Annotated in this window: 14 protein-coding genes and 4 pseudogenes; 9 read left to right on the top strand and 9 right to left on the bottom strand. The window is 58.8% G+C overall.

The window, feature by feature from the left end; translation table 11 throughout:
- The 4 genes from arsB to CFBP5499_RS25555 are packed head-to-tail and all read right to left on the bottom strand — an operon-like array spanning position 1 to position 2,369.
- Entirely contained in the window at positions 1–1,041 is a 1,041-nt protein-coding gene (gene arsB, locus CFBP5499_RS25570; RefSeq protein WP_080830402.1) for an ACR3 family arsenite efflux transporter, read from the bottom strand.
- 10 nt (positions 1,042–1,051) lie between these two features.
- Positions 1,052–1,489 (bottom strand): arsenic resistance N-acetyltransferase ArsN2, encoded by a 438-nt coding sequence (gene arsN2 / locus CFBP5499_RS25565; RefSeq protein ID WP_080830401.1) that lies wholly within the window; start codon positions 1,487–1,489, stop codon positions 1,052–1,054.
- Positions 1,486–2,016, bottom strand: coding sequence for an arsenate reductase ArsC (locus CFBP5499_RS25560; RefSeq protein ID WP_080830400.1), 531 nt, complete (start codon positions 2,014–2,016; stop codon positions 1,486–1,488). The genes arsN2 and CFBP5499_RS25560 overlap by 4 nt, the downstream gene beginning before the upstream one ends.
- A complete protein-coding gene (locus tag CFBP5499_RS25555) occupies positions 2,013–2,369 on the bottom strand; it encodes an ArsR/SmtB family transcription factor (RefSeq protein WP_080830399.1) in 357 nt (118 codons plus the stop codon). Before CFBP5499_RS25555 ends, CFBP5499_RS25560 begins: the two co-directional genes overlap by 4 nt.
- A 41-nt stretch (positions 2,370–2,410) precedes the next feature.
- Here CFBP5499_RS25555 and CFBP5499_RS25550 point away from each other — a divergent pair, with 41 nt between their 5' ends.
- The 4 genes and pseudogenes from CFBP5499_RS25550 to CFBP5499_RS25535 all read left to right on the top strand — a co-directional run.
- Positions 2,411–2,932 (top strand): DUF6428 family protein, encoded by a 522-nt coding sequence (locus CFBP5499_RS25550; protein WP_080830398.1) that lies wholly within the window; start codon positions 2,411–2,413, stop codon positions 2,930–2,932.
- Between the two features lie 154 nt (positions 2,933–3,086).
- Positions 3,087–4,234: pseudogene (locus CFBP5499_RS25545) on the top strand (site-specific integrase).
- Positions 4,235–4,281: 47 nt separating this feature from the next.
- Positions 4,282–5,443: pseudogene (locus CFBP5499_RS25540) on the top strand (ATP-binding protein).
- Positions 5,444–5,634: 191 nt separating this feature from the next.
- A pseudogene (locus CFBP5499_RS25535) lies at positions 5,635–6,037 on the top strand (integrase); the annotation flags it as partial.
- Positions 6,038–6,228: 191 nt separating this feature from the next.
- Here CFBP5499_RS25535 and CFBP5499_RS25530 read toward each other — a convergent pair.
- Positions 6,229–6,680, bottom strand: a pseudogene (locus CFBP5499_RS25530) (hypothetical protein).
- A 542-nt stretch (positions 6,681–7,222) separates the two neighbouring features.
- On the opposite strand from CFBP5499_RS25530, the gene CFBP5499_RS25525 reads away from it, so the two are divergent.
- Complete coding sequence (locus CFBP5499_RS25525; RefSeq protein WP_080830397.1) at positions 7,223–7,945, top strand: DUF72 domain-containing protein; 723 nt, start codon at positions 7,223–7,225, stop codon at positions 7,943–7,945.
- Positions 7,946–8,247: 302 nt separating this feature from the next.
- On the opposite strand, the gene CFBP5499_RS25520 is transcribed toward CFBP5499_RS25525, so the two are convergent.
- A complete protein-coding gene (locus CFBP5499_RS25520; protein WP_080830396.1) occupies positions 8,248–9,312 on the bottom strand; it encodes a LacI family DNA-binding transcriptional regulator in 1,065 nt (354 codons plus the stop codon).
- A 226-nt stretch (positions 9,313–9,538) separates the two neighbouring features.
- Between CFBP5499_RS25520 and CFBP5499_RS25515 the strand changes: the two genes are divergently transcribed.
- From CFBP5499_RS25515 to CFBP5499_RS25500, 4 genes are read left to right on the top strand one after another with little or no spacing between them, the layout of a single operon-like run.
- The gene (locus tag CFBP5499_RS25515; RefSeq protein ID WP_080830395.1) at positions 9,539–10,372 is read left to right on the top strand and encodes an ABC transporter substrate-binding protein; all 834 of its coding nucleotides are present in this window, start codon (positions 9,539–9,541) and stop codon (positions 10,370–10,372) included.
- Between the two features lie 60 nt (positions 10,373–10,432).
- A complete protein-coding gene (locus tag CFBP5499_RS30815) occupies positions 10,433–11,941 on the top strand; it encodes an amino acid ABC transporter permease/ATP-binding protein (RefSeq protein WP_080830394.1) in 1,509 nt (502 codons plus the stop codon).
- A gap of 19 nt (positions 11,942–11,960) precedes the next feature.
- Positions 11,961–12,968: a Gfo/Idh/MocA family protein gene (locus CFBP5499_RS25505; RefSeq protein ID WP_080830393.1), complete on the top strand. Its 1,008-nt coding sequence runs from the start codon at positions 11,961–11,963 to the stop codon at positions 12,966–12,968.
- A 45-nt stretch (positions 12,969–13,013) separates the two neighbouring features.
- Positions 13,014–14,141 carry an NAD(P)/FAD-dependent oxidoreductase gene (locus tag CFBP5499_RS25500; RefSeq protein ID WP_080830392.1) on the top strand — a complete coding sequence of 376 codons (1,128 nt, stop codon included), beginning with the start codon at positions 13,014–13,016 and terminating at the stop codon, positions 14,139–14,141.
- A gap of 510 nt (positions 14,142–14,651) precedes the next feature.
- Here CFBP5499_RS25500 and repC read toward each other — a convergent pair.
- The 3 genes from repC to repA form a co-directional block, all read right to left on the bottom strand.
- Positions 14,652–15,866: a plasmid replication protein RepC gene (repC, locus tag CFBP5499_RS25495; RefSeq protein WP_080830391.1), complete on the bottom strand. Its 1,215-nt coding sequence runs from the start codon at positions 15,864–15,866 to the stop codon at positions 14,652–14,654.
- A 197-nt stretch (positions 15,867–16,063) separates the two neighbouring features.
- On the bottom strand, positions 16,064–17,092 hold the full coding sequence (gene repB / locus CFBP5499_RS25490) for a plasmid partitioning protein RepB (RefSeq protein ID WP_080830390.1): 1,029 nt from the start codon (positions 17,090–17,092) through the stop codon (positions 16,064–16,066).
- Positions 17,089–18,312: a plasmid partitioning protein RepA gene (gene repA, locus CFBP5499_RS25485; RefSeq protein ID WP_175416912.1), complete on the bottom strand. Its 1,224-nt coding sequence runs from the start codon at positions 18,310–18,312 to the stop codon at positions 17,089–17,091. Before repA ends, repB begins: the two co-directional genes overlap by 4 nt.

Here is an 18,312-nt window from a genome sequence, read left to right as displayed (position 1 = left end):
TCATGCCCTTTCGATGGTGGAAGTGGAGGAGCGGACGGCGGCGCCGCGCTCGTACCAGCCCTTGCTGCGGTTGACGATCCAGACCACCGACAGCATGACTGGCACCTCGATGAGGACGCCGACGACCGTGGCCAGCGCCGCGCCCGAGTTGAAGCCGAACAGGCTGATGGCGGCGGCCACCGCCAGTTCGAAAAAGTTGGACGCGCCGATCAAAGCCGACGGGCCGGCGACACAGTGCTCCTCCCCGCTCATGCGGTTGAGCAGGTAGGCGAGGCCGGAGTTGAAATAGACTTGGATGAGGATCGGAGCGGCCAGCAGGGCGATCACGCCCGGTTGCGCGAGGATCTGCTCGCCCTGAAAGCCGAACAGCAGCACCAGGGTCGCAAGCAACGCAACGAGAGACACCGGCTGCAGTCTGGCGCCAAGGCGGTTCACATCTCTCAGCCGGCGCAGGATTTGTGCCGCGACCACCGGCAGGACGATGTAGAGCACGACCGACAGGATCAACGTATCCCAAGGCACCGTGATGGCGGACAGACCCAACAGCAGCCCGACGATCGGCGCGAAGGCCACGACCATGATCGTGTCGTTCAGCGCGACCTGGCTCAGCGTGAAATGAGGCTCCCCTTTGGTCAGGTTCGACCAGACGAACACCATGGCGGTGCAGGGCGCGGCGGCCAGGATGATCAGGCCGGCGATATAGGAATCGATCTGGCCGGCCGGCAGGTACGGACGGAACAGATAGCCGATGAACAGCCAGCCAAGCAGCGCCATCGAAAATGGTTTTACGGCCCAGTTGATGAACAGGGTGACGCCGATCCCGCGCCAGTGTCGGCCGACCTGACCGAGGGACGCGAAATCGATCTTGAGCAGCATCGGAATGATCATCAGCCCGATCAGCACTGCGACCGGCAGGTTGACCTTGGCGACTTCGGCCGCACCGATCGCTTGGAAGGCGTCCGGCATGAGGTGGCCAAGCGCCACCCCGACGACGATGCAGGCAAAGACCCACACCGTCAGATAGCGTTCAAATGTGGACATGATTTTATCCTCAGATTGATTTGGCAAACAGGCCGGCAGACGCCGGGCACAAGCTTGCCGCCTGGCGTGTTTGCAGGATCGTCTCCGGCGCAGCCGTGCGCTCGACTTTCACGAACCCAAGATGTTCAAAGAACGCGGCAGCCGATTGAGTCAGCAGATAGACAGTACGGGCGCCGCCGCGCCCCGCCTCGTCAAGCAGCCGGCGGGAGATAGCTTCGCCATAACCGCGTCCGCGTTGTTCTGGCAGGACGACCACGGAGCGCAACAGCGCGCAGTCGCCATAGGGCTCCAGCCCGCCGAAGCCGACGATTTGACCCTTGTCGGCAAAGCGGAAGAAGGTGCGCCCACTTTGCTCCAGATCGTCGATCGGAAGTCCCGCCGCCTGCAGGGCTGCCCGCAGGTCCTGATCGCGCCCGCTGGCCGGCTGCTGATCCAAAACGTAGCTCACGCGACGTGGCCCTTGCGGCTGGTGCTGCCTTCCATCGTGCCGATGGTACGGAGCTGGGTTTCAAGCGCCAGCTTGTCAATCGAGGCTAGGGGCAGGCTTAAGAATGCGGTGATGCGGTTCTTGAGATAGCGGGCCGCCTGGGAGAAGGCCTGGCCCTTTTCGATGAGGGAGCCTTCGACAGCTGCCGGATCTTCAACGCCCCAGTGGGCAGTCATCGGATGGCCGATCCAGACCGGGCAGGCTTCACCAGCGGCATTGTCGCAAACCGTGAAGATGAAATCCATTTGCGGTGCGCCGGGCTCCGCGAAGACGTCCCAGCTTTTTGAGCTGAACCCCGTCGCTTCGTATCCGAGGCCACGCAGCGTATCCAGCGCTAACGGATGAACCTCGCCCTTGGGCTGGCTGCCAGCAGAGAACGCGCGGAACCGGCCCTTGCCTTCACCATTCAAAATCGACTCGGCGAGGATCGAACGGGCCGAATTGCCGGTGCAGAGGAATAGGACGTTGTAAATGCGATCAGCGGTCATTGCAGGTTCTCCTTCGGGGTTGGCGCGCAGCAGGCGGCGATTTCGGTGGCCGGTGCGCATATCTCCGGGTGCCCGGCGCAGCAGTCTTCCAACAGGAAGCGGACCAGTGCGCCCAGCCCGTCGTAATTGGCGGTGTAGATGATCGAGCGGGATTCGCGCTGCTGGTTGATTAGCCCGGCGCGTTCCAGTTCCTTCAGATGGAAAGACACATTCGAGGGCGATACCTCAGCCTTTTCCGCGATCGCACCGGCAGCCATTCCGTCCGGACCGGCCACCACCAGCATGCGGACGATGTGGAGCCTGGTTTCCTGCGACAGGGCCGCAAATGACATGAGGGCTTGACGTTCTTCCATATTTCTACAATCCTTGAATTATTGAAACATGAGTAGCCGAAATGAACGCATTCGACAAGTCCCTTCTCGAAACCGACATCAGCCTTGGCCGCCTGCTCGACACCATCGACGGCGTCCGGGACCTACCATTGATCTTTTCCTACGACGGCCGGCCGGTTAAGGGCGGCTATCACGTGACCGAGGTGAAGGCCGGGCAGTTCGCAGCACTCGACTGCGGCGCCGAGCACGAGGAGTGGTCGGAAATCTTCGTGCAGCTGTGGGACATTGATGAGGGTGACCGCACGCACATGTCGGCCGAGAAGTTCGCGGCAATCATCCGCAAGGTGTCGGAGCATGTGCAACTGGCCGGCTCGGCGAAATTGACCTTTGAGGTCAGTGACGGCGTCCGGCCGATGCAGCTTTATTGCGCGGCGGCCCCTGCCCTACACAGCGGCGCACTGCACGTCGATCTGGTGCCACGTCCCGCGAGCTGCAAGCCGCGCGATCGCTGGCTGGCGGAGGAAAACCAGAAAGCCTCGGCATCCTGCGGCCCGGTACAGCAAACAGGATCATGCTGCTCCTGAGTCCGCTTAATTAGTATGAGTCCGGCGAATTGGGAGAATGCCTTGTTCTTTGAAATCAGTCAGATAGAGTCCGCTCGATAAGGACGACCGACAAGTAAGAATCGGGGCAAATCACGGTCTCAGAGGCCGCCGAAACCGTCCTTTTGGAGCGCCTTTGGCCAAATCGAAGACATCACCGACCGCCGTCGAGCGGCGCGCCGAAGAGCTCGATACCATTGCGTCCGTCCTGCCGCTCGAACGCCGCGATGAGCTCACCGAGCTTCTGACCGACCAGGACATCGAAACGCTGCGCCATTTGGTCAACCAAGGTATGGGTGCCAACACGCTGCGAGCGCTTACGTCGGATCTGACCTGTCTCGAAGCCTGGGGCCTGGCAGCCACCGGGCAATCGATTCCATGGCCGGCGCCCGAGGCGCTGCTGCTAAAATTCGTTGCCCATCATCTTTGGGATCCGGAAAAGCGAGCCAACGAACCAGATCACGGCATGCCACCCGATGTGGACGACAATCTGCGACGTCAGGGGTTGCTGAAATCCGCCGGTCCACACGCACCCGACACGGTACGCCGCCGACTGGCCAGTTGGTCGACCTCACGAAATGGCGCGGCCTTAACGGAGCTTTCGCCTCCCTGCTCTCAAACCCGCCATTCGCCTCGCCGTGCGGGCCGTCCCAAGGCAACGTCGTCGCAAGAGTGCTAAGGCCGTCACCGGCGATGTGCTGACCAAGCTGCTGGCAAGCTGCGCCACCGATAGCCTGCGCGACGTCAGGGACCGGGCGATCCTGATGGTCGGCTTTGCCTCCGGCGGCCGACGGCGCAGCGAGGTCGCAGGCCTTCGCCTGGAACAACTGAGCGTGGAAGCTCCGATCGAGATCGAAGGCGGCCTTCCCCTCCCCTCTCTCGCCATCCATCTTGGCCGCACCAAGACCTCCGATGGCAAACAGGATGAGGTCGTCTATCTGACCGGCCGGCCGTGGAGGCGCTGAACGCCTGGCTGGCAGCCGCTAAAATCGACAAGGGCAGCGTATTCCGGGGGATCGGGCGCTGGGGCGCAGTCTCGAAGCGGGCACTCGATCCGCAGTCGGTCAATGCTATCCTCGAGCAGCGAACGGACATGGCCGGGCTGGAGCCTGGGTAGTTTTCCGCTCATGGCCTAAGGTCCGGCTATCTGACCGAGGCTGCCAACCGTGGGATCGCCCTCCCCGAGGCATGGAGCAGTCGCGTCATCGATCGGTGCCGCAGGCATCCAGCTATTACAACAACGCGACACGGCGTAGCGGTCGGGCCACGTGCCTCGTTATATAGATGAAATTATCCTTGCAATTGGGGAATATAACTCCATAAATGCAAGGATGATTGAACGAAGAATAGAAGCCGAACTTCTGGATCTGTTAGACGAAAGCCCTGCCGTTGCGCTGTTGGGCCCTCGTCAGGTCGGTAAAACGACATTAGCAATCAATATTAGCGAAACCCGGACATCCATTTATCTCGATCTAGAATCGGAAGCAGACCGGGCCAAGCTTTCGGAACCCGAACTCTATCTTGCAAGCCACAGTGAGAAGCTGGTCGTCCTCGATGAAGTTCACCGACTGCCAAGTATATTCCACATCCTACGGGGCCTGATTGATCGCAACGCCGGGCCGGAAGGCGCAGCGGTCAGTTCCTGCTGCTTGGCTCCGCTTCCATCGATCTCCTCAAGCAATCCGGAGAAACGCTGGCTGGCCGAATAGCCTATCTTGAGATGCAGCCTGTCGACGGATTGGAGGTCCCTGAAGACGCGCTCGAAAGGCTTTGGCTACGGGGTGGTTTTCCTGACAGTTTCCTTGCTTCTAGCGACCGTGCAAGTATGCGCTGGCGACAGGATTTCATTCGCACCTATCTCGAACGAGATATTCCGCTTTTCGGGCCGCGCATCCCCGCCGAGACGCTAAGGCGCTTCTGGACTATGCTGGCGCACCACCAGTCCGGTCTCCTCAACGCAGCCGAACTCGCCCGCTCCCTAGGGGTAGATGGGAAGACCGTCGCTTCTTACCTCGACCTTCTTGTCGACCTGCTACTGGTGCGTCGTCTCGAACCCTGGCATGCCAATGTCGGCAAGCGGTTGGTCAAATCACCAAAAGTCTATGTCAGAGACAGCGGCATTGCCCATGCGCTGCTTGGGCTTGGAACCACTGAACAATTACTTGGTCATCCAATTGTCGGCTCCAGTTGGGAGGGCTTCGTGATCGAAACACTGATCGCGTCCTCGCCTGAGGGCACTGCAGCCAACTTTTACCGTACAGCTGCCGGAGCCGAAATCGATCTCCTGCTGACCCCTCCAGGCGAAAAGCCCTGGGCGATAGAGATCAAGCGAAGCCTTACGCCGAAACTCGAAAAAGGGTTTTATCTGGCCTGCGAGGATTTGCAGCCGCAAAAGCGGATCGTTATCTATCCGGTCAAGAGTCCTTCCCTCTTCCGAACGGTGTGACGGTAATGTCCCTCTCTGCCGCCCGTCGCCTATTGCTTGACCGATAGCCAAATTCGCGTTGATGGGGATAGTGTGCGGGCCAGCGTAACGCCTCAACGCCGGTTTTCTCTAAAGGTCTGATAATCTTGCATTATCGGACATTTCTGTCATTATAGGGAAATGGCCCAAATCATCGGGCAAAACACCAAAATTCACGTCGAGGAGACCTCAGCACCGTCTTTTGGCTTCTGGCCGTGATATTTCCGCGCTGGAGGTGTGGGGCGATTACTCTCTCGTCGGCGAGGATCAGGCGCCAGCTCATCTCGCAGGCCTTGCCGATCGCGCCCGCGTTATGTCGAAGCGGCCAGCTCCGCCCACGCGCAAAGCTTATGCTGCCGACTGGAAGCACTTTTCAGCGTGGTGCCGGCGGTTCGCCTCTCTCCCTACCCCCGCACCCGCAGACCGTCGGGCTCTATATCACGGCCTGCGCTTCCGGCAGTGCCTTTGGCGCGGCGGAGCGCGGCGCCAAGGCCAACTCCGCCTCAACCATTCAACGACGCCTCTCCTCGCTCGCCTGGAACTATGCGCAGCGTGGCCTCTCGCTCGATCGCAAGGACCGGCATATCGCCACCGTGATGGCCGGCATCCGCAACAGTGCTGCGTTCTGGAGGAGCGTGGGTTCGATCGAAACCACGTCATGCCGTCCGACGTCGATACGACCCTCGCTGAGAAATAAGCCATCGCTGCTGGGGGGCAGGCACCACAGTCTCAAGAAGCTGCTGGATCACGGTGTGAAGACGCTAACCAAGAAGGCGGGAGCGGAGCATTCCCTGGCCTCGGCGTTGGCGTGCACTCAGATCTGGGTCGGCTTGATGGTGTCGACACGGATGTCGCCGTCGATCACTCCCCTCACCAGACCCTGTCGACCATGCTCCACCTCAATCACCGTATAGAGCTTCTCATCTCTAAAGCACTTGCATTCGACGTCGACACGTCTTCTGCTGGAAGGGCGTCGATCTCAAGGTAATCGAGTTCGGCACCTGCAGCGACAACCCGTGCATCACCCGCAGTCCGCGCAGCGACCACGACAGTTCCGTGGGGGGGCGCATTCTCCCAACGTGGGTCGTCCGGTGCTGCAACCGGCTCAAGGCGATAAACATTAAGGGTTTCGCCGACAACCGTTCCGCGTGCGATCACGCTTGCATCGTCAAACTGGGCCCGGCTTTCCGCCGAGTAGCCGAACCGGTTATCGGTAGTACCTGTGTTTCCATCGTAATCGTCATCCGTCGATTTTGCGTTAGACATGGTATCTCCTCTCTTTGACGTCTTAACCTCCGTTACAAACCACGGGCCTAGCCCAAATGTTCCAAGTGTGGTCAGAGCTCAGGCGTTGGCTAAACTGACAGCAAGGGAAATGTCCATCATCGATTAGACACGCCCTGCGGGCCATTGTCCGGCGTCATCGTTACTTTCGTGGGAGGTCCGGGGATGCCAACATCGCGGAGCTGCGTAATGGGAAACCCCATGGGATGACTCGTAGGGTGGTGCCCCGGTTGCCTCAATGCCGTGCCGTGGACGAAGGAGGGTGCAGATTATGCGCACTGAAGCAGTGCGCCAAAAACCTTGTCAGCTGACAAGGTTTTTGGCGGACCGAAGCATCCACCGACTGTTCGCCATGATACGACACTGAAAAGATCCGCCTGACTTCGCGACCCAATCGCCGCGGTGGAACCTTGTCAGCTGACAAGGTTTTAAGAGGAACCTAGCTGAAACAGATTTTCGCGCTAAGCCCCGGTTTATGATGAGTAGAACTGGACCAAGTGACTCAAGCTGGAGGGAGACCCGATTTGTCAACAATTGCTACTGCGGCGTGGTCCATACCCAAAACGGCCGCCGACCAGTTCCCGGAGGAGGGGAGTAGCCTTCAACGGTACGCCTCCATCTTTAACGGCGTCGAAATCAATTCCACTTTCTACCGTCGGCACAAGGCGTCCACCTTTGCGCGATGGGCTGAATCTGTGCCCGACACCTTTCGATTTTCTGCAAAGGTGCCCAAAGAGATTTCGCATAGGCGCAAAATGAACGACATCTCAGAGCCGTTTGAGACCTTTATAGAAGACCTTGCGCCACTAGGCCAAAAGCGTGGGCCGCTTTTGTGTCAGCTTCCGCCATCGTTGGCCTTTGATATCCAAACGTTAGATAACGCACTCAAGACGATGCGGGCGATCGACGAAGGCCAGATCGTCATTGAAGCTCGGCACGAAAGCTGGGCGTCGCAAGAGGCAGTTGATCTGCTGAAGACACACAAGATTGACCGCGTCTTCGCCGATCCTGCGCTCGTGTGGCCTGCCGAAGCCTTCGACGGACCCCCGCGATATGTTCGTCTGCACGGAAAGCCCAAGATCTACTATTCCGCTTATAACGACGACGAGATCAGATTCTTTTCTAAACTCGTGGCACCTGACGGCTGGTGCGTCTTCGACAACACCGCGTCAGGTGCGGCAATCGAGAATGCTTTAACGATGAAATGCACGCCTGGACGCCAACGTCCGCGCAAGACATCGGGATGAGGCAAGTGAACTTGTGCGATGACGGCCTCGCGGACGATTCAACGGTCGGCCTCATGTGCTTGATCATTCATCACGGAACCCCAACCCGTCATATCCCGGAGCCGACTCTTTGAAATTCCAAACATGCGGCGCTTCGCTTCCAAATCAGGCTGACACATGGCTTTCAATTTCGCTGGAGAGCAAACCACGGCGCTGCCGCGGCTGGGCGGCCCCGATTTGAACAGAACACCACGAACGTTACGGAGTTCCAAAGGGGAGGGGGCGAAAGAAGGGGACAGCGAGGGTCCAAGCAGCCCTCAGCATCAAATCGGCCGGGTTGAGGCGCGTTCAACGACTTCGGTTTTTAAGACCACCTTGCGGGTCGCTTGATCTGCGCCATTCAACCGCTCGACAAGCAATCTTGCCGCCGTCGCTCCGAGTTCATACACGGGTTGCCGGACAACGGTGATCGGAGGGCTGGTTACGGACGTCCAGTCCGCATCATGGAAAGAGATCAAGGACACATCGCCCGGAATATTTACTCCCAAATCGCGGTGAGCCTTGAATACCTCAAGGCCGATGATGCTGTCTGATGCGATAATCGCGGTCGGAGGGTTTGCCGATTGGAGCATTTCGACAACGATCCGGTGTGTGCGTTCCGGCGTGACGGCGCCGACCTTCACCCAGTCCTCTACGCCAACAAGGCCAGCCCTACGGCAGACGTCAAGATATCCCTCGATACGGCGCCGGACCGACCCTGTGCTGATGTCCTTTGACGTGTGGAAGCAATGATCCGGCGTGTCGCAGGCGGTTAGATAGGCAATGCGGCGGTGACCAAGCGCGATTAGTCGGCTCGTGACATTCTCGGCAGCATGACGATCGTCGGCAAGAACCGTGTCCACGTCGAGCGTGTCACTCCCGCGGTCAAGTAAAGCCAAGGGTAGTCCCGAGCGAATAGCCTCATGCAGGTGCTCGACATCATTTTCATTAGCTGGCGATACAATGAGTCCGTCTACGCGCCTGGCTAGCAAAGTGCGGATGGCCGCTTTCTCAACAAAAATATCCTCGCCCGAATTGATGAGAATGACGGTAAACCCCGCCTGCCGGGCGATATCCGTGATGCCGCGTACGGCGAGGCTGAAGAAGGGGTTCTCGATATCCCCCACTACGACGCCGATCGTGCCGGAACGGCCGGTTGTCATACTGCGGGCAAGCTCATTCGGGCGATAGTCAAGGGAACTTGCGGCAGCTGTGACGGCCTCGCGCACCCTGTCGCTAACAGTTCCGTAGCCGCCGAGCACGCGTGCAGCCGTTGCCTTCGAGACGCCGGCCCTGCGCGCCACGTCAGCCACGGTGACGGAAGGAGTTTTAGATAGGCTCTTATCCATAAACGGTAGCCTTACAAGAGAACTTGACGACTGGCAAATGCGAAGATAACAATTGCCAATAATCAAAGAGACCGGTCTCTTTCTTTCTGAGACCGGTCTCAAAATACAAAAAGACTTCCGACATGCGAACTGCATGGGCCGGGCAGGTGACGTTATGTCGCCGTCCGGATGGGACCCGTGCGTCTTGAATACATCGCAGACAACGACACCAGAGGAGACGAAACCAATGCGATTTACCGAAGCCTTCACTTCCGCCTTTACCAAAATCCGCGCCAGCGCTCTCGCGGTCACGCTCGGTATGCTTACAGGCGCGGCGTCCCCGGCGTTTGCCGACAATCCGCTTGGCCTCATTGATCCCACCACCATCAGTGTCGGCACGATGGGCGACGCCAAGCCCTATGCCTTCACCACAGCCGACGGTAACTTTACCGGTTTCGACATCGAGCTTTTCCTCAATGTCGCCGGACGTCTTGGCTTCAAGAAGGAGCAGGTGGTCTTCACCGGCCAAGAATTCTCCGCCCTGATGCCCTCGGTCGCCAACGGCCGCTTCGATGTTGCGGCCGCCGCAATAGGCACCACGGCCAAGCGCAAGGAGACCGTTGATTTCTCCGATGGTTATCTTGCAGGTTTCCTGAGCGTTCTGACTTCGGAAGCCGCGATCACCGATGCTGCGGGCCTCAAGGACAAGCGTCTCGGCGTCGTGCAGGGCACGCTGCAGGAAATCTATGCCGAGAAAAATTTCGCAGGCACCGATCTCGTAAAATTCCCGGACAACAACTCAGCCGTTTCCGCACTCAACAACGGCACGGTCGATGCCCATTTCCTCGATTTCGAGGCTGCAAAGGATTATTCCGCCCGCTATCCGGCGCTAAAGATCGCGGTCAATATTCCGAGCTTCGATGCGCCGGCCGGCTTCGTCATCCGCAAGGATAACGAAGCATTGCGCCAGGCGCTCAACAAGGGCCTGAAAGAGGCCATGCAAGACGGCACCTGGAAGAAGCTTCACGAAAAATGGTTCCCCGGCACACCGATGCCGCCGGCATATCTTCCCAAGCAGTGATGCCGCCTTCCGGTCCGGCCTTCACCGGTCGGACCGGCCTTTCTTTCAAGGGATATCCTGATGAACTGGCTTGAAAACCTGCGCCGCAGCTTCCTCGACTGGAATGCCATGGCCGAAGTGCTGCCGACCATGATCACAGTCGGTCTGAAGAATACGCTGATCCTGGCTGCGACCTCGACGGTGCTCGGCGTCGCCATCGGCATGATGCTCGCTGTCATGGGCATTTCCCGTTCGCCCTGGCTGCGCATCCCCGCCCGTCTTTATACCGATATTTTCCGCGGGCTGCCGGCCATCGTGACAATCCTCCTGATCGGTCAGGGATTTGCCCGCATCGGCCGGGAATTGTTCGGACCGTCGCCTTATCCGCTTGGCATTCTGGCGCTCAGCCTGATCGCTGGCGCCTATATCGGCGAGATTTTTCGCTCCGGCATTCAGAGCGTCGACCGTGGCCAGATGGAGGCCTGCCGGGCATTGTCGATGAGCTACGGTCAGGGCATGCGCCTTATCGTCGTGCCGCAGGGTGTGCGCCGCGTACTGCCGGCTCTCGTCAACCAGTTCATCGGCAACGTGAAGGACTCGAGCCTTGTCTATTTCCTTGGGCTTTTGGCCTCCGAGCGCGAGATTTTTCGCGTGGGACAGGACCAGGCGGTGGTGACGGGCAATCTTTCGCCTTTGCTGCTGGCGGGCGTGTTTTATCTCGTCGTCACCGTGCCGCTCACCCATGTCGTCAATGCGATCGACAATCGCCTGCGAATTGGCAAGCAGCGTCCCTCCGTCATCACCAGTGGATTGGAGGAGGTCAGTGAACTCGACAGTGCAGCCCGCGCTTCCGGTGTCGCCTTCAAGGGCGGCAGCCTTGATGTGCGCCGTCTCGGCATGGCCTATGGCGATCTCGACGTGCTGAAGGGTGTCGACCTTTCGGTAAAGCCGGGCAGTGTCACCTGCATCATCGGCCCATCCGGTTCAGGTAAATCCACCCTGTTGCGTGGGCTCAACCGCCTGGTCGAGCCGAAGAGCGGCGATATTCTCATCGATGGTGAAAGCATTCTCTCCATGAAGCCGGAAACGCTGCGCCGCAGGGTCGGCATGGTCTTCCAGCATTTCAATCTCTTTCCGGATCACACGGCGCTGGAAAACGTCATGCTGTCGCTGAAGAAGATCAAGGGTCTGCCGGCAGCCGAGGCCGAGCGCATCGCCAAGGCAAGGCTTGCCGATGTTGGTCTTGCGAGCCGTCAACATCATCGTCCGGGCGGTCTTTCCGGCGGGCAGCAGCAGCGCGTCGCGATTGCCCGTGCGCTTGCCATGGAGCCGGAAGTCATCCTCTTCGACGAGGTGACGAGTGCGCTCGATCCGGAATTGGTCAAGGGCGTGCTCAACCTGATGGCCGAGCTCGGCACGCGCGGCATGACCATGGTCGTCGTGACGCATGAAATGGGATTTGCCCGCCGGGTCGCCGATCAGGTCGTCTTCATGGATGAGGGGAGGGTGGTGGAAACTGGCACGCCGGAGGCGATATTTGATAACCCGCAAAGCCCGCGCCTTCAACGCTTCCTTGCGGAAGTTCTCTGAGGGTAGGGGAGGAGAAAAAATGACACGAACGATACGATGGGGCGTACTCGGTTGCGCAGGCATTGCCGCCAAAGCGGTCATTCCCGCCATCCAGTCAAGCCGTCTGGGGCGCGTTGCGGCAATTGCCTCGCGCGATGCCGTCAAGGCGAAGAAGATGGCGGCCCGCTTCGGGATAGCCAAGTCCTATGGCAGCTACGAGGATTTGCTTGCCGATCCGGACATAGATGCAATCTATAACCCTTTGCCCAATCATCTACATGTGCCCATGACGATCAAGGCGCTGGAGCAGGGCAAACCCGTGCTTTGCGAGAAACCGATCGCGCTTGATGCCGCGCAGGCAATAGAACTGGCGGCCGCACAGAATGCAGTGGGACTGCCAGTCGCCGAAGCCTTCATGGTTCGCCACCATCCGCAATGGAAGAAAGCACGTGCGTTGATCGCCGAGGGGCGCCTGGGCGAGGTCAGGGCCATCCAGACGATCTTTTCCTATTATCTCGATGACCCCGGAAATGTGCGCAACCAGGCTGATATTGGTGGCGGCGGCCTGTTCGACGTCGGTTGTTATGCCATCAACACGGCGCGTTTCCTGTTCGACGCGGAACCGCAGCGAGCAATCGCTCTCGTGGAACGTGATCCTGTCTTCGGCACGGATCGGCTGACGAGCGGCTTGCTGGCGTTTCCGGAGGGAAGGCAGCTTGCCTTCACCTGTTCCACACAACTGTCCCTCACGCAGAAGGTCACGGTGCTCGGAACGCGCGGGCGGCTGAAAATTCCCATACCTTTCAATGCACCGGCCGATGAGCCGACTTTCCTTATCTTCGACGATGGCCGCGATCTTGCCGGCGGTGGACGCGACGAGATCATGATCGGGCCGGTCGACCAGTATCGTGAACAGGCCGATGCATTCGCCGAGGCCGTTCTCTCTGGAAAGCCACTCGATACCGGGCTTGGCGACGCGATTGCGAACATGAAGGTGATCGACGCACTTTTCCGCTCTGCCGCCAGCGGCCGCTGGGAAGAGCCCTGAACCGCTTTACCCCATCCCTATGACAATTCATTGAAAGCCAACTCCATGACCGACAACACTATCTCTTCGGCCGTCATCATCGGCGCCGGTATCTTCGGCGTTTCTACCGGCGTGCAGCTTGCGCGGCGCGGCATTCAGGTCACGATCCTCAATGACGGCCCGCCCGCCAACGGTGCCTCCGGCCGCTCGCTTTCCTGGTTAAACTCGGCGCGCATGCGCTCGGAACCCTATCATCAGTTGCGGATGGCCGGTATCGACCGTTATCGTACGCTCGCGGCACAGAACCCTGATGCGGAATGGCTTCGTTTCGATGGCGGGCTGACTTGGGATGCGGATGACGAGCACAACGAGATTGACGAGGCCTATCGCCACGAGGTTTCGCTCGCCTATGACGCGCAGCGGCTTTCCGCAGCCGAAGTCGCAAGCGTCGCGCCCGGTCTCGACGCACGTGCAATCACCCCCCAAGGTGCCATCTTCAATCCCGGCGAAGGCTGGGTCGATCTGCCAACGTTGATCGGGGTGCTTCTGGAAGAGTTTTCCGCGCTCGGGGGTGTTCTGGTGACGGACCAGGGTGCCGCGCGGGTCGTGGTTGAGGGTGGTCGTGCCGTTGGTGCGGAAACCGCAGAAGACTATCTCCATCTGGCCGACGCAGTTGTGCTCGCGACAGGCCCGGCCGTGCCGAAGATGGCTGCGGAAAGCGGACAGACCATCGGCGACGGAACACCGATCGCGCTTCTCGTGCAGACCAAACCGTTCGCCCATCCCCTGCGCGCTGTCCTTAACACACCGCGTGTCGCTGTCCGTCCCGCGCCGGGTGGTACCTTCTCGCTGGATGCCGACTGGGCGGCTGATGAGGGTGTGACAGTGCGTGCGGACGGCACCTATGAGATTGATAACAGCATTGTTGCCGAGCTTCTGGTGGAGGCTGCCAAGGTGATGGAAGGCAATCCGCAACTCGAAGTGGCTTCGATCGGTGTTGGTGGGAAACCGATCCCGGGCGACGGCGAGCCGGTGATTGGAGCCATCAAGGCCATTCCCGGTTATTACTTGGCCTTCAGCCATAGCGGCGCAACACTTGGCCTTATCGTGGGCGAATTGCTTGCTTTCGAGATTGTTACAGGAACCGAACATCCCATGCTCGCGACTTTCCGACCGGAGCGTTTCTCGAGCTAACCAACTACAGGAACGTTATGCAAAATAATCCCGCCGAACTAAAGGCGGGTTTATTTGCGGCACGCCGTTGTAGAAACGCCGTTTCTGTTTTTGACAGGGCAGGGCGGCCAGGTCCCTTACCAATTATCCGCGCGACGCGGAAATCGATCGGATCACGCCGGCTCAGCACGCGGTTCAGCTTGGACCTGTTAAGCAGAAAACCGGTTTCAGCGAATCCGGAGACACTAGCCAGAGGCATTGTTGCCCGGCTGCTCGGTGAACCTCTGCGATCGAGGTGTTTTGATCGTTGACCCGCCTCCTGAAGCCGGGAAGTGTTGAGATTCTAGTATTGACGGGATTTGGTCGCCAAGTTCCATGGCTCACCAGCTCGGCCAGATGAAAGTACCGGACAATGGAGGGCAGGGAAGGGTGGTCGCTTCATGCTGTGAGCAAGCAAACGCCTTCCCATTGACCAAGGTTCCAAAGCGCAGGCTAAGACCGCCATGACGATATCACCTCTGCAAGCAACCATCATCCTGCGGCTTTGATCTGGTGGCCGCCAGCTCGCAGCAGAGCCATAAGCACCGGACCAAGTGAGAATTCACCGCGCTTCGCCTTATTTGTCAAATCCCGGAGATATCCACCTGGCGAATTAATGTGACCGCCACGTTCCAGGATGCAGGCGATCGTCACCGCAGCATTCTCTGGACCCATTACCTCACAGGCCTCCTGATATGCGGAGGGGCTGACCCCAAGCATCGACCTGACGACCACGGCGGCTGTCATGAGCTCCCGCCAACTCCCGATTTGTCCCTCAGGCCCGTAGTTCGAAATCTCGGGGCAGGCCCGCAAGACAAGACCAATTGGGAAAGCCTTGATCGGCACATGGACGGCCCGCTTATTCTCACTCGGCTTCGCCTCCAGCTCGTTTCTAGAGCTAGGTTCAAGTTCATTTGGAGGGTTGGTATTTGAATTCTGTATGTGACGCTCAATATGGGCATCATTGCTGATCATTTCTGAAGAAAAATCATCGGAATTCAGGAGTTTGAGGATGTCCTCACGCAGGCCGCCCATCCTGGCATACAGATCGCTAAGTTCGCCCAGGTTCGGATTGCGCGGAATTTGCCTCACGAGCAGGAGATATCGCTCCTCAAGCTCGTCCCAATCGCCTGGAGCACCTTCTTCAATGGCAGCCGTGATTAGCTTGCGGATATCACGCCGGCAGATGGTCAGGTTTTCCTTTGCTCGTCTAAAGGCAACGCGATCAGCAGCAACCTGCTGGGCAAGGCATGCGAGCTCCTCGGCTCGCATAAGAAGCGGCGATATATCGAATCCGAAGGCGTGCTCGATTGATCCGCCGTCATCTTTTTGAGCGTATCGTTTGCCGTTCGCACTGTCCTTGCGGATGATCAGTCCGGCCTCAACGAGAAGGGCAAGGTGCCGCCGCAAAGTGGCGCCTGCAATGCCATGAGCGCGAATTGACAACTGGATGTTTGATGGGAAGACGATGAGCTGTGCTTCCTGACGCAGTTCATTTTCCGGATAGAAGCTCAACAGCGCGTCAAGCACGGCGAGGCTACGATCCTGCAGACCGAGCACTTCTCGAGCTTCCGATGCGTCGCGGAAAACCTTCCACTTGTTTGCCGACTTGCCTTCCTCGATCCTGCTCGTGGCAATTTGCCGCTTCACAAGCGCAAGCGTAACCTGTCGCCGCCCAAAGGGCGTCGTCACTTGTCCACCTTCCATGTCTTCGCCTCTCAAAAAGGCAAAAGATCAACGCTCACCGAAATGGTGCCAAAGACTCTTGACTAGGATTCATGGAAATGCGATTCTCTAGCTCTCACACGACGAGAAGGGCTTCCATGACGGCAACGTTTCGGGGGCCTTTTTCTTTTGCGCGATTTCCTTCCTTAAAATCGTTTCGAAGTCCGCTTTGGCTTCGATTAGTTCTTTAATTTCTCATGAGCGAAGCGTTCAGCCAGCGCCGGCAGCTCCGATTCAATAAAGCTCAGGAATTCCGCCCCGGCCCGCGTATCCGCCGAAATGCGAACCTCCTTGGCCGTGCGCAAATATCTGCCCAGCTGCTCACCTGCGGGACCAGCAATGGTTTTGCCGGTTTCCTGCAATGGCGCTCTGGGCTTCAGAGCATTCAAAGCTGCCAGAAACTTCTGGTCGGACCCGAAGCGCTTTCCGGCGGTGACCGATAGCACCTTGCGCACTTCGTCATGCAGATCAGGGCTTTCGGAGAACGTCTTTGCAAACTCGGCCCATCTCGGACGACCCACCTTGGCCGCCCTACCGATTGCTTCTATGATTTCGATCGGAACGGCGCGGTAGACTAACCGCATGCGCGCAAGCTCGGGATCGTCGATCGACAGGGCCGCCTTGATATCCCGTGGCTTCACGTCGGCATCGTCCATACGGCGTGCAAACAGGGCGCGCTCAATCCAGCTCAGATCCTGGCGATCGGCGTTTTCGATACCCTGTGCGATGACGAGTTCGACGTCGGAAATCTCGACTTCGATAGCCTTGACCGGAACACCGAGATCTTTGGCTGCCTGCAGCCGGCGGTGGCCGTAAATTACCTGATAGCGGTCAGGTGAGGCCGGTGATTTGCGGACCTGGATGGGAACCTTCTGGCCTTCGGATCGGATTGAGTTCCTGAAACTCTCGAAATCAGAGCCGTCGTCGTCAGGAAGACGATCGGGAAAAGGCGAGGGGTCGACCTTTGACGGATCGAGTTCGCGGATCGCGCCTCCACCGGCTTCGACAAGCGCCTTCAGGCGGTCGCGTTCCGACTTGATGTCGTCGATTGCCCGGTGCGCCGCACCGATCACGCCGGCGCCGACACGCGCGGGTGGGGCCGGTTGGGGAGCGGTGCCAGGGTTCTCCGTTGACAGCCGGTTTTCCAGCTCTGCAGACAGCAGTCCGAAGTTCGCTACGATGGATTTACGCGATGACTTGCTGGTCATGTGCGCCCCCAGCTGGTGTTGATGAGTTTCACGATCGCTTCGTTGACGGCATCGACCGCCTCGCGGGCTCGCTTGTGCGTATCACGACCGATCTGGCCCATTTCGAGTTCGTAGATTGAGCGTTTCGCAAGTCCCGCTGCCTCGACAGCCGTGCTTTCGATCAGGGTTGGTAGAAGCACATCGGTGCCGAACAGATGGCGCATCATCGCGACAACCTGCGACTGCGGTGCGTCGTTCGGATCATGGCGGGTGATGAGATAGCGGATGAAATCCTGATCAAGCTGCGCGCCGTTTTCGTTTAGCACGCCGATCAAATCGCCCATCATCAACAGGAACTGGCTCATGGAAGCCACGTCAAGCATCGCCGGATGGACGGTGATAATCATACTGGTCGCAGCATAGATTGCGCTGAGCGTCAGAAATCCAAGGGACGGAGGCGTATCGAGGATAACGACGTCGTAATCCTGATCGACTTCGGCCAGCGCGAGCTTCAATCGCTCGAAGAAAATTGCCCCTGAACCGGATTTCTGGGCCAGTACCCTTGGCGTCTCGTGCTCATATTCCATGACCTCGAGGTTACCTGGGATAAGGTCGATGCCGTCAAAATAGGTCTTGCGAATAATGTCACGGATTGATCGGCGCTCGGCGTCGTCATAGCGCAGCGCCGCATAGATGGTCTCATTGGCGCCGACGTCAAACTCGGGCTGAGCACCGAAAAGTGCCGAAAGCGATGCCTGTGGATCGAGATCGAGTGCGAGGACGCGGTAGCCCTGCAGCGCTAGATAATGGGCAAGGTGAACGCAGGTCGTGGTCTTGGCACTGCCGCCCTTGAAGTTGGCGATCGCCACGACCTGAAGGTGTTCGCCCTCGCGGCGGCGCGGCGAAAATCTCAACGCCTCCGAGGGCTTCTGGCTTGCGAAGAGTTCCCGCAACTCGTTGATCTGGGCCAGTGTATAGACCCGATGATTATTTTCCAGACGTCCTGGAATCGGGCCACGCCCTTCACTCGACAGGAGTTTCAGGGTGGAATCAGGTATGGATGTGAGCTTGGAAACCTCGTTGGTCAGGAATGGACGCAGGCTTTTCTCCGACTTCGGCGGATACATGCGTGTGCGCAGTTCCTGCAATTGCTGCGACAAAAGGCTCGCATGGCGGGCTATCTTACCGCCTGCATCTTCCTTCCGAGCAATCGTTGCTTCAATCTTATCCGCTATCGCCAT

The sequence above is a fragment of the Agrobacterium tumefaciens genome, from assembly GCF_005221325.1.
GTDB lineage: Bacteria > Pseudomonadota > Alphaproteobacteria > Rhizobiales > Rhizobiaceae > Agrobacterium.
This window is presented reverse-complemented; position numbering and strand designations above follow the sequence as displayed.

Excerpts from the sequence above, each read along its gene's own strand:
- arsB (WP_080830402.1), bottom strand. The coding sequence starts at position 1,041 with ATGTCCACATTTGAACGCTATCTGACGGTGTGGGTCTTTGCCTGCATC.
- CFBP5499_RS25560 (WP_080830400.1), bottom strand. The coding sequence starts at position 2,016 with ATGACCGCTGATCGCATTTACAACGTCCTATTCCTCTGCACCGGCAAT.
- CFBP5499_RS25555 (WP_080830399.1), bottom strand. The coding sequence starts at position 2,369 with ATGGAAGAACGTCAAGCCCTCATGTCATTTGCGGCCCTGTCGCAGGAA.
- CFBP5499_RS25550 (WP_080830398.1), top strand. The coding sequence starts at position 2,411 with ATGAACGCATTCGACAAGTCCCTTCTCGAAACCGACATCAGCCTTGGC.
- CFBP5499_RS25520 (WP_080830396.1), bottom strand. The coding sequence starts at position 9,312 with ATGGATAAGAGCCTATCTAAAACTCCTTCCGTCACCGTGGCTGACGTG.
- CFBP5499_RS25515 (WP_080830395.1), top strand. The coding sequence starts at position 9,539 with ATGCGATTTACCGAAGCCTTCACTTCCGCCTTTACCAAAATCCGCGCC.
- CFBP5499_RS30815 (WP_080830394.1), top strand. The coding sequence starts at position 10,433 with ATGAACTGGCTTGAAAACCTGCGCCGCAGCTTCCTCGACTGGAATGCC.
- CFBP5499_RS25505 (WP_080830393.1), top strand. The coding sequence starts at position 11,961 with ATGACACGAACGATACGATGGGGCGTACTCGGTTGCGCAGGCATTGCC.
- CFBP5499_RS25500 (WP_080830392.1), top strand. The coding sequence starts at position 13,014 with ATGACCGACAACACTATCTCTTCGGCCGTCATCATCGGCGCCGGTATC.
- repC (WP_080830391.1), bottom strand. The coding sequence starts at position 15,866 with ATGGAAGGTGGACAAGTGACGACGCCCTTTGGGCGGCGACAGGTTACG.
- repB (WP_080830390.1), bottom strand. The coding sequence starts at position 17,092 with ATGACCAGCAAGTCATCGCGTAAATCCATCGTAGCGAACTTCGGACTG.
- repA (WP_175416912.1), bottom strand. The coding sequence starts at position 18,312 with ATGGCGATAGCGGATAAGATTGAAGCAACGATTGCTCGGAAGGAAGAT.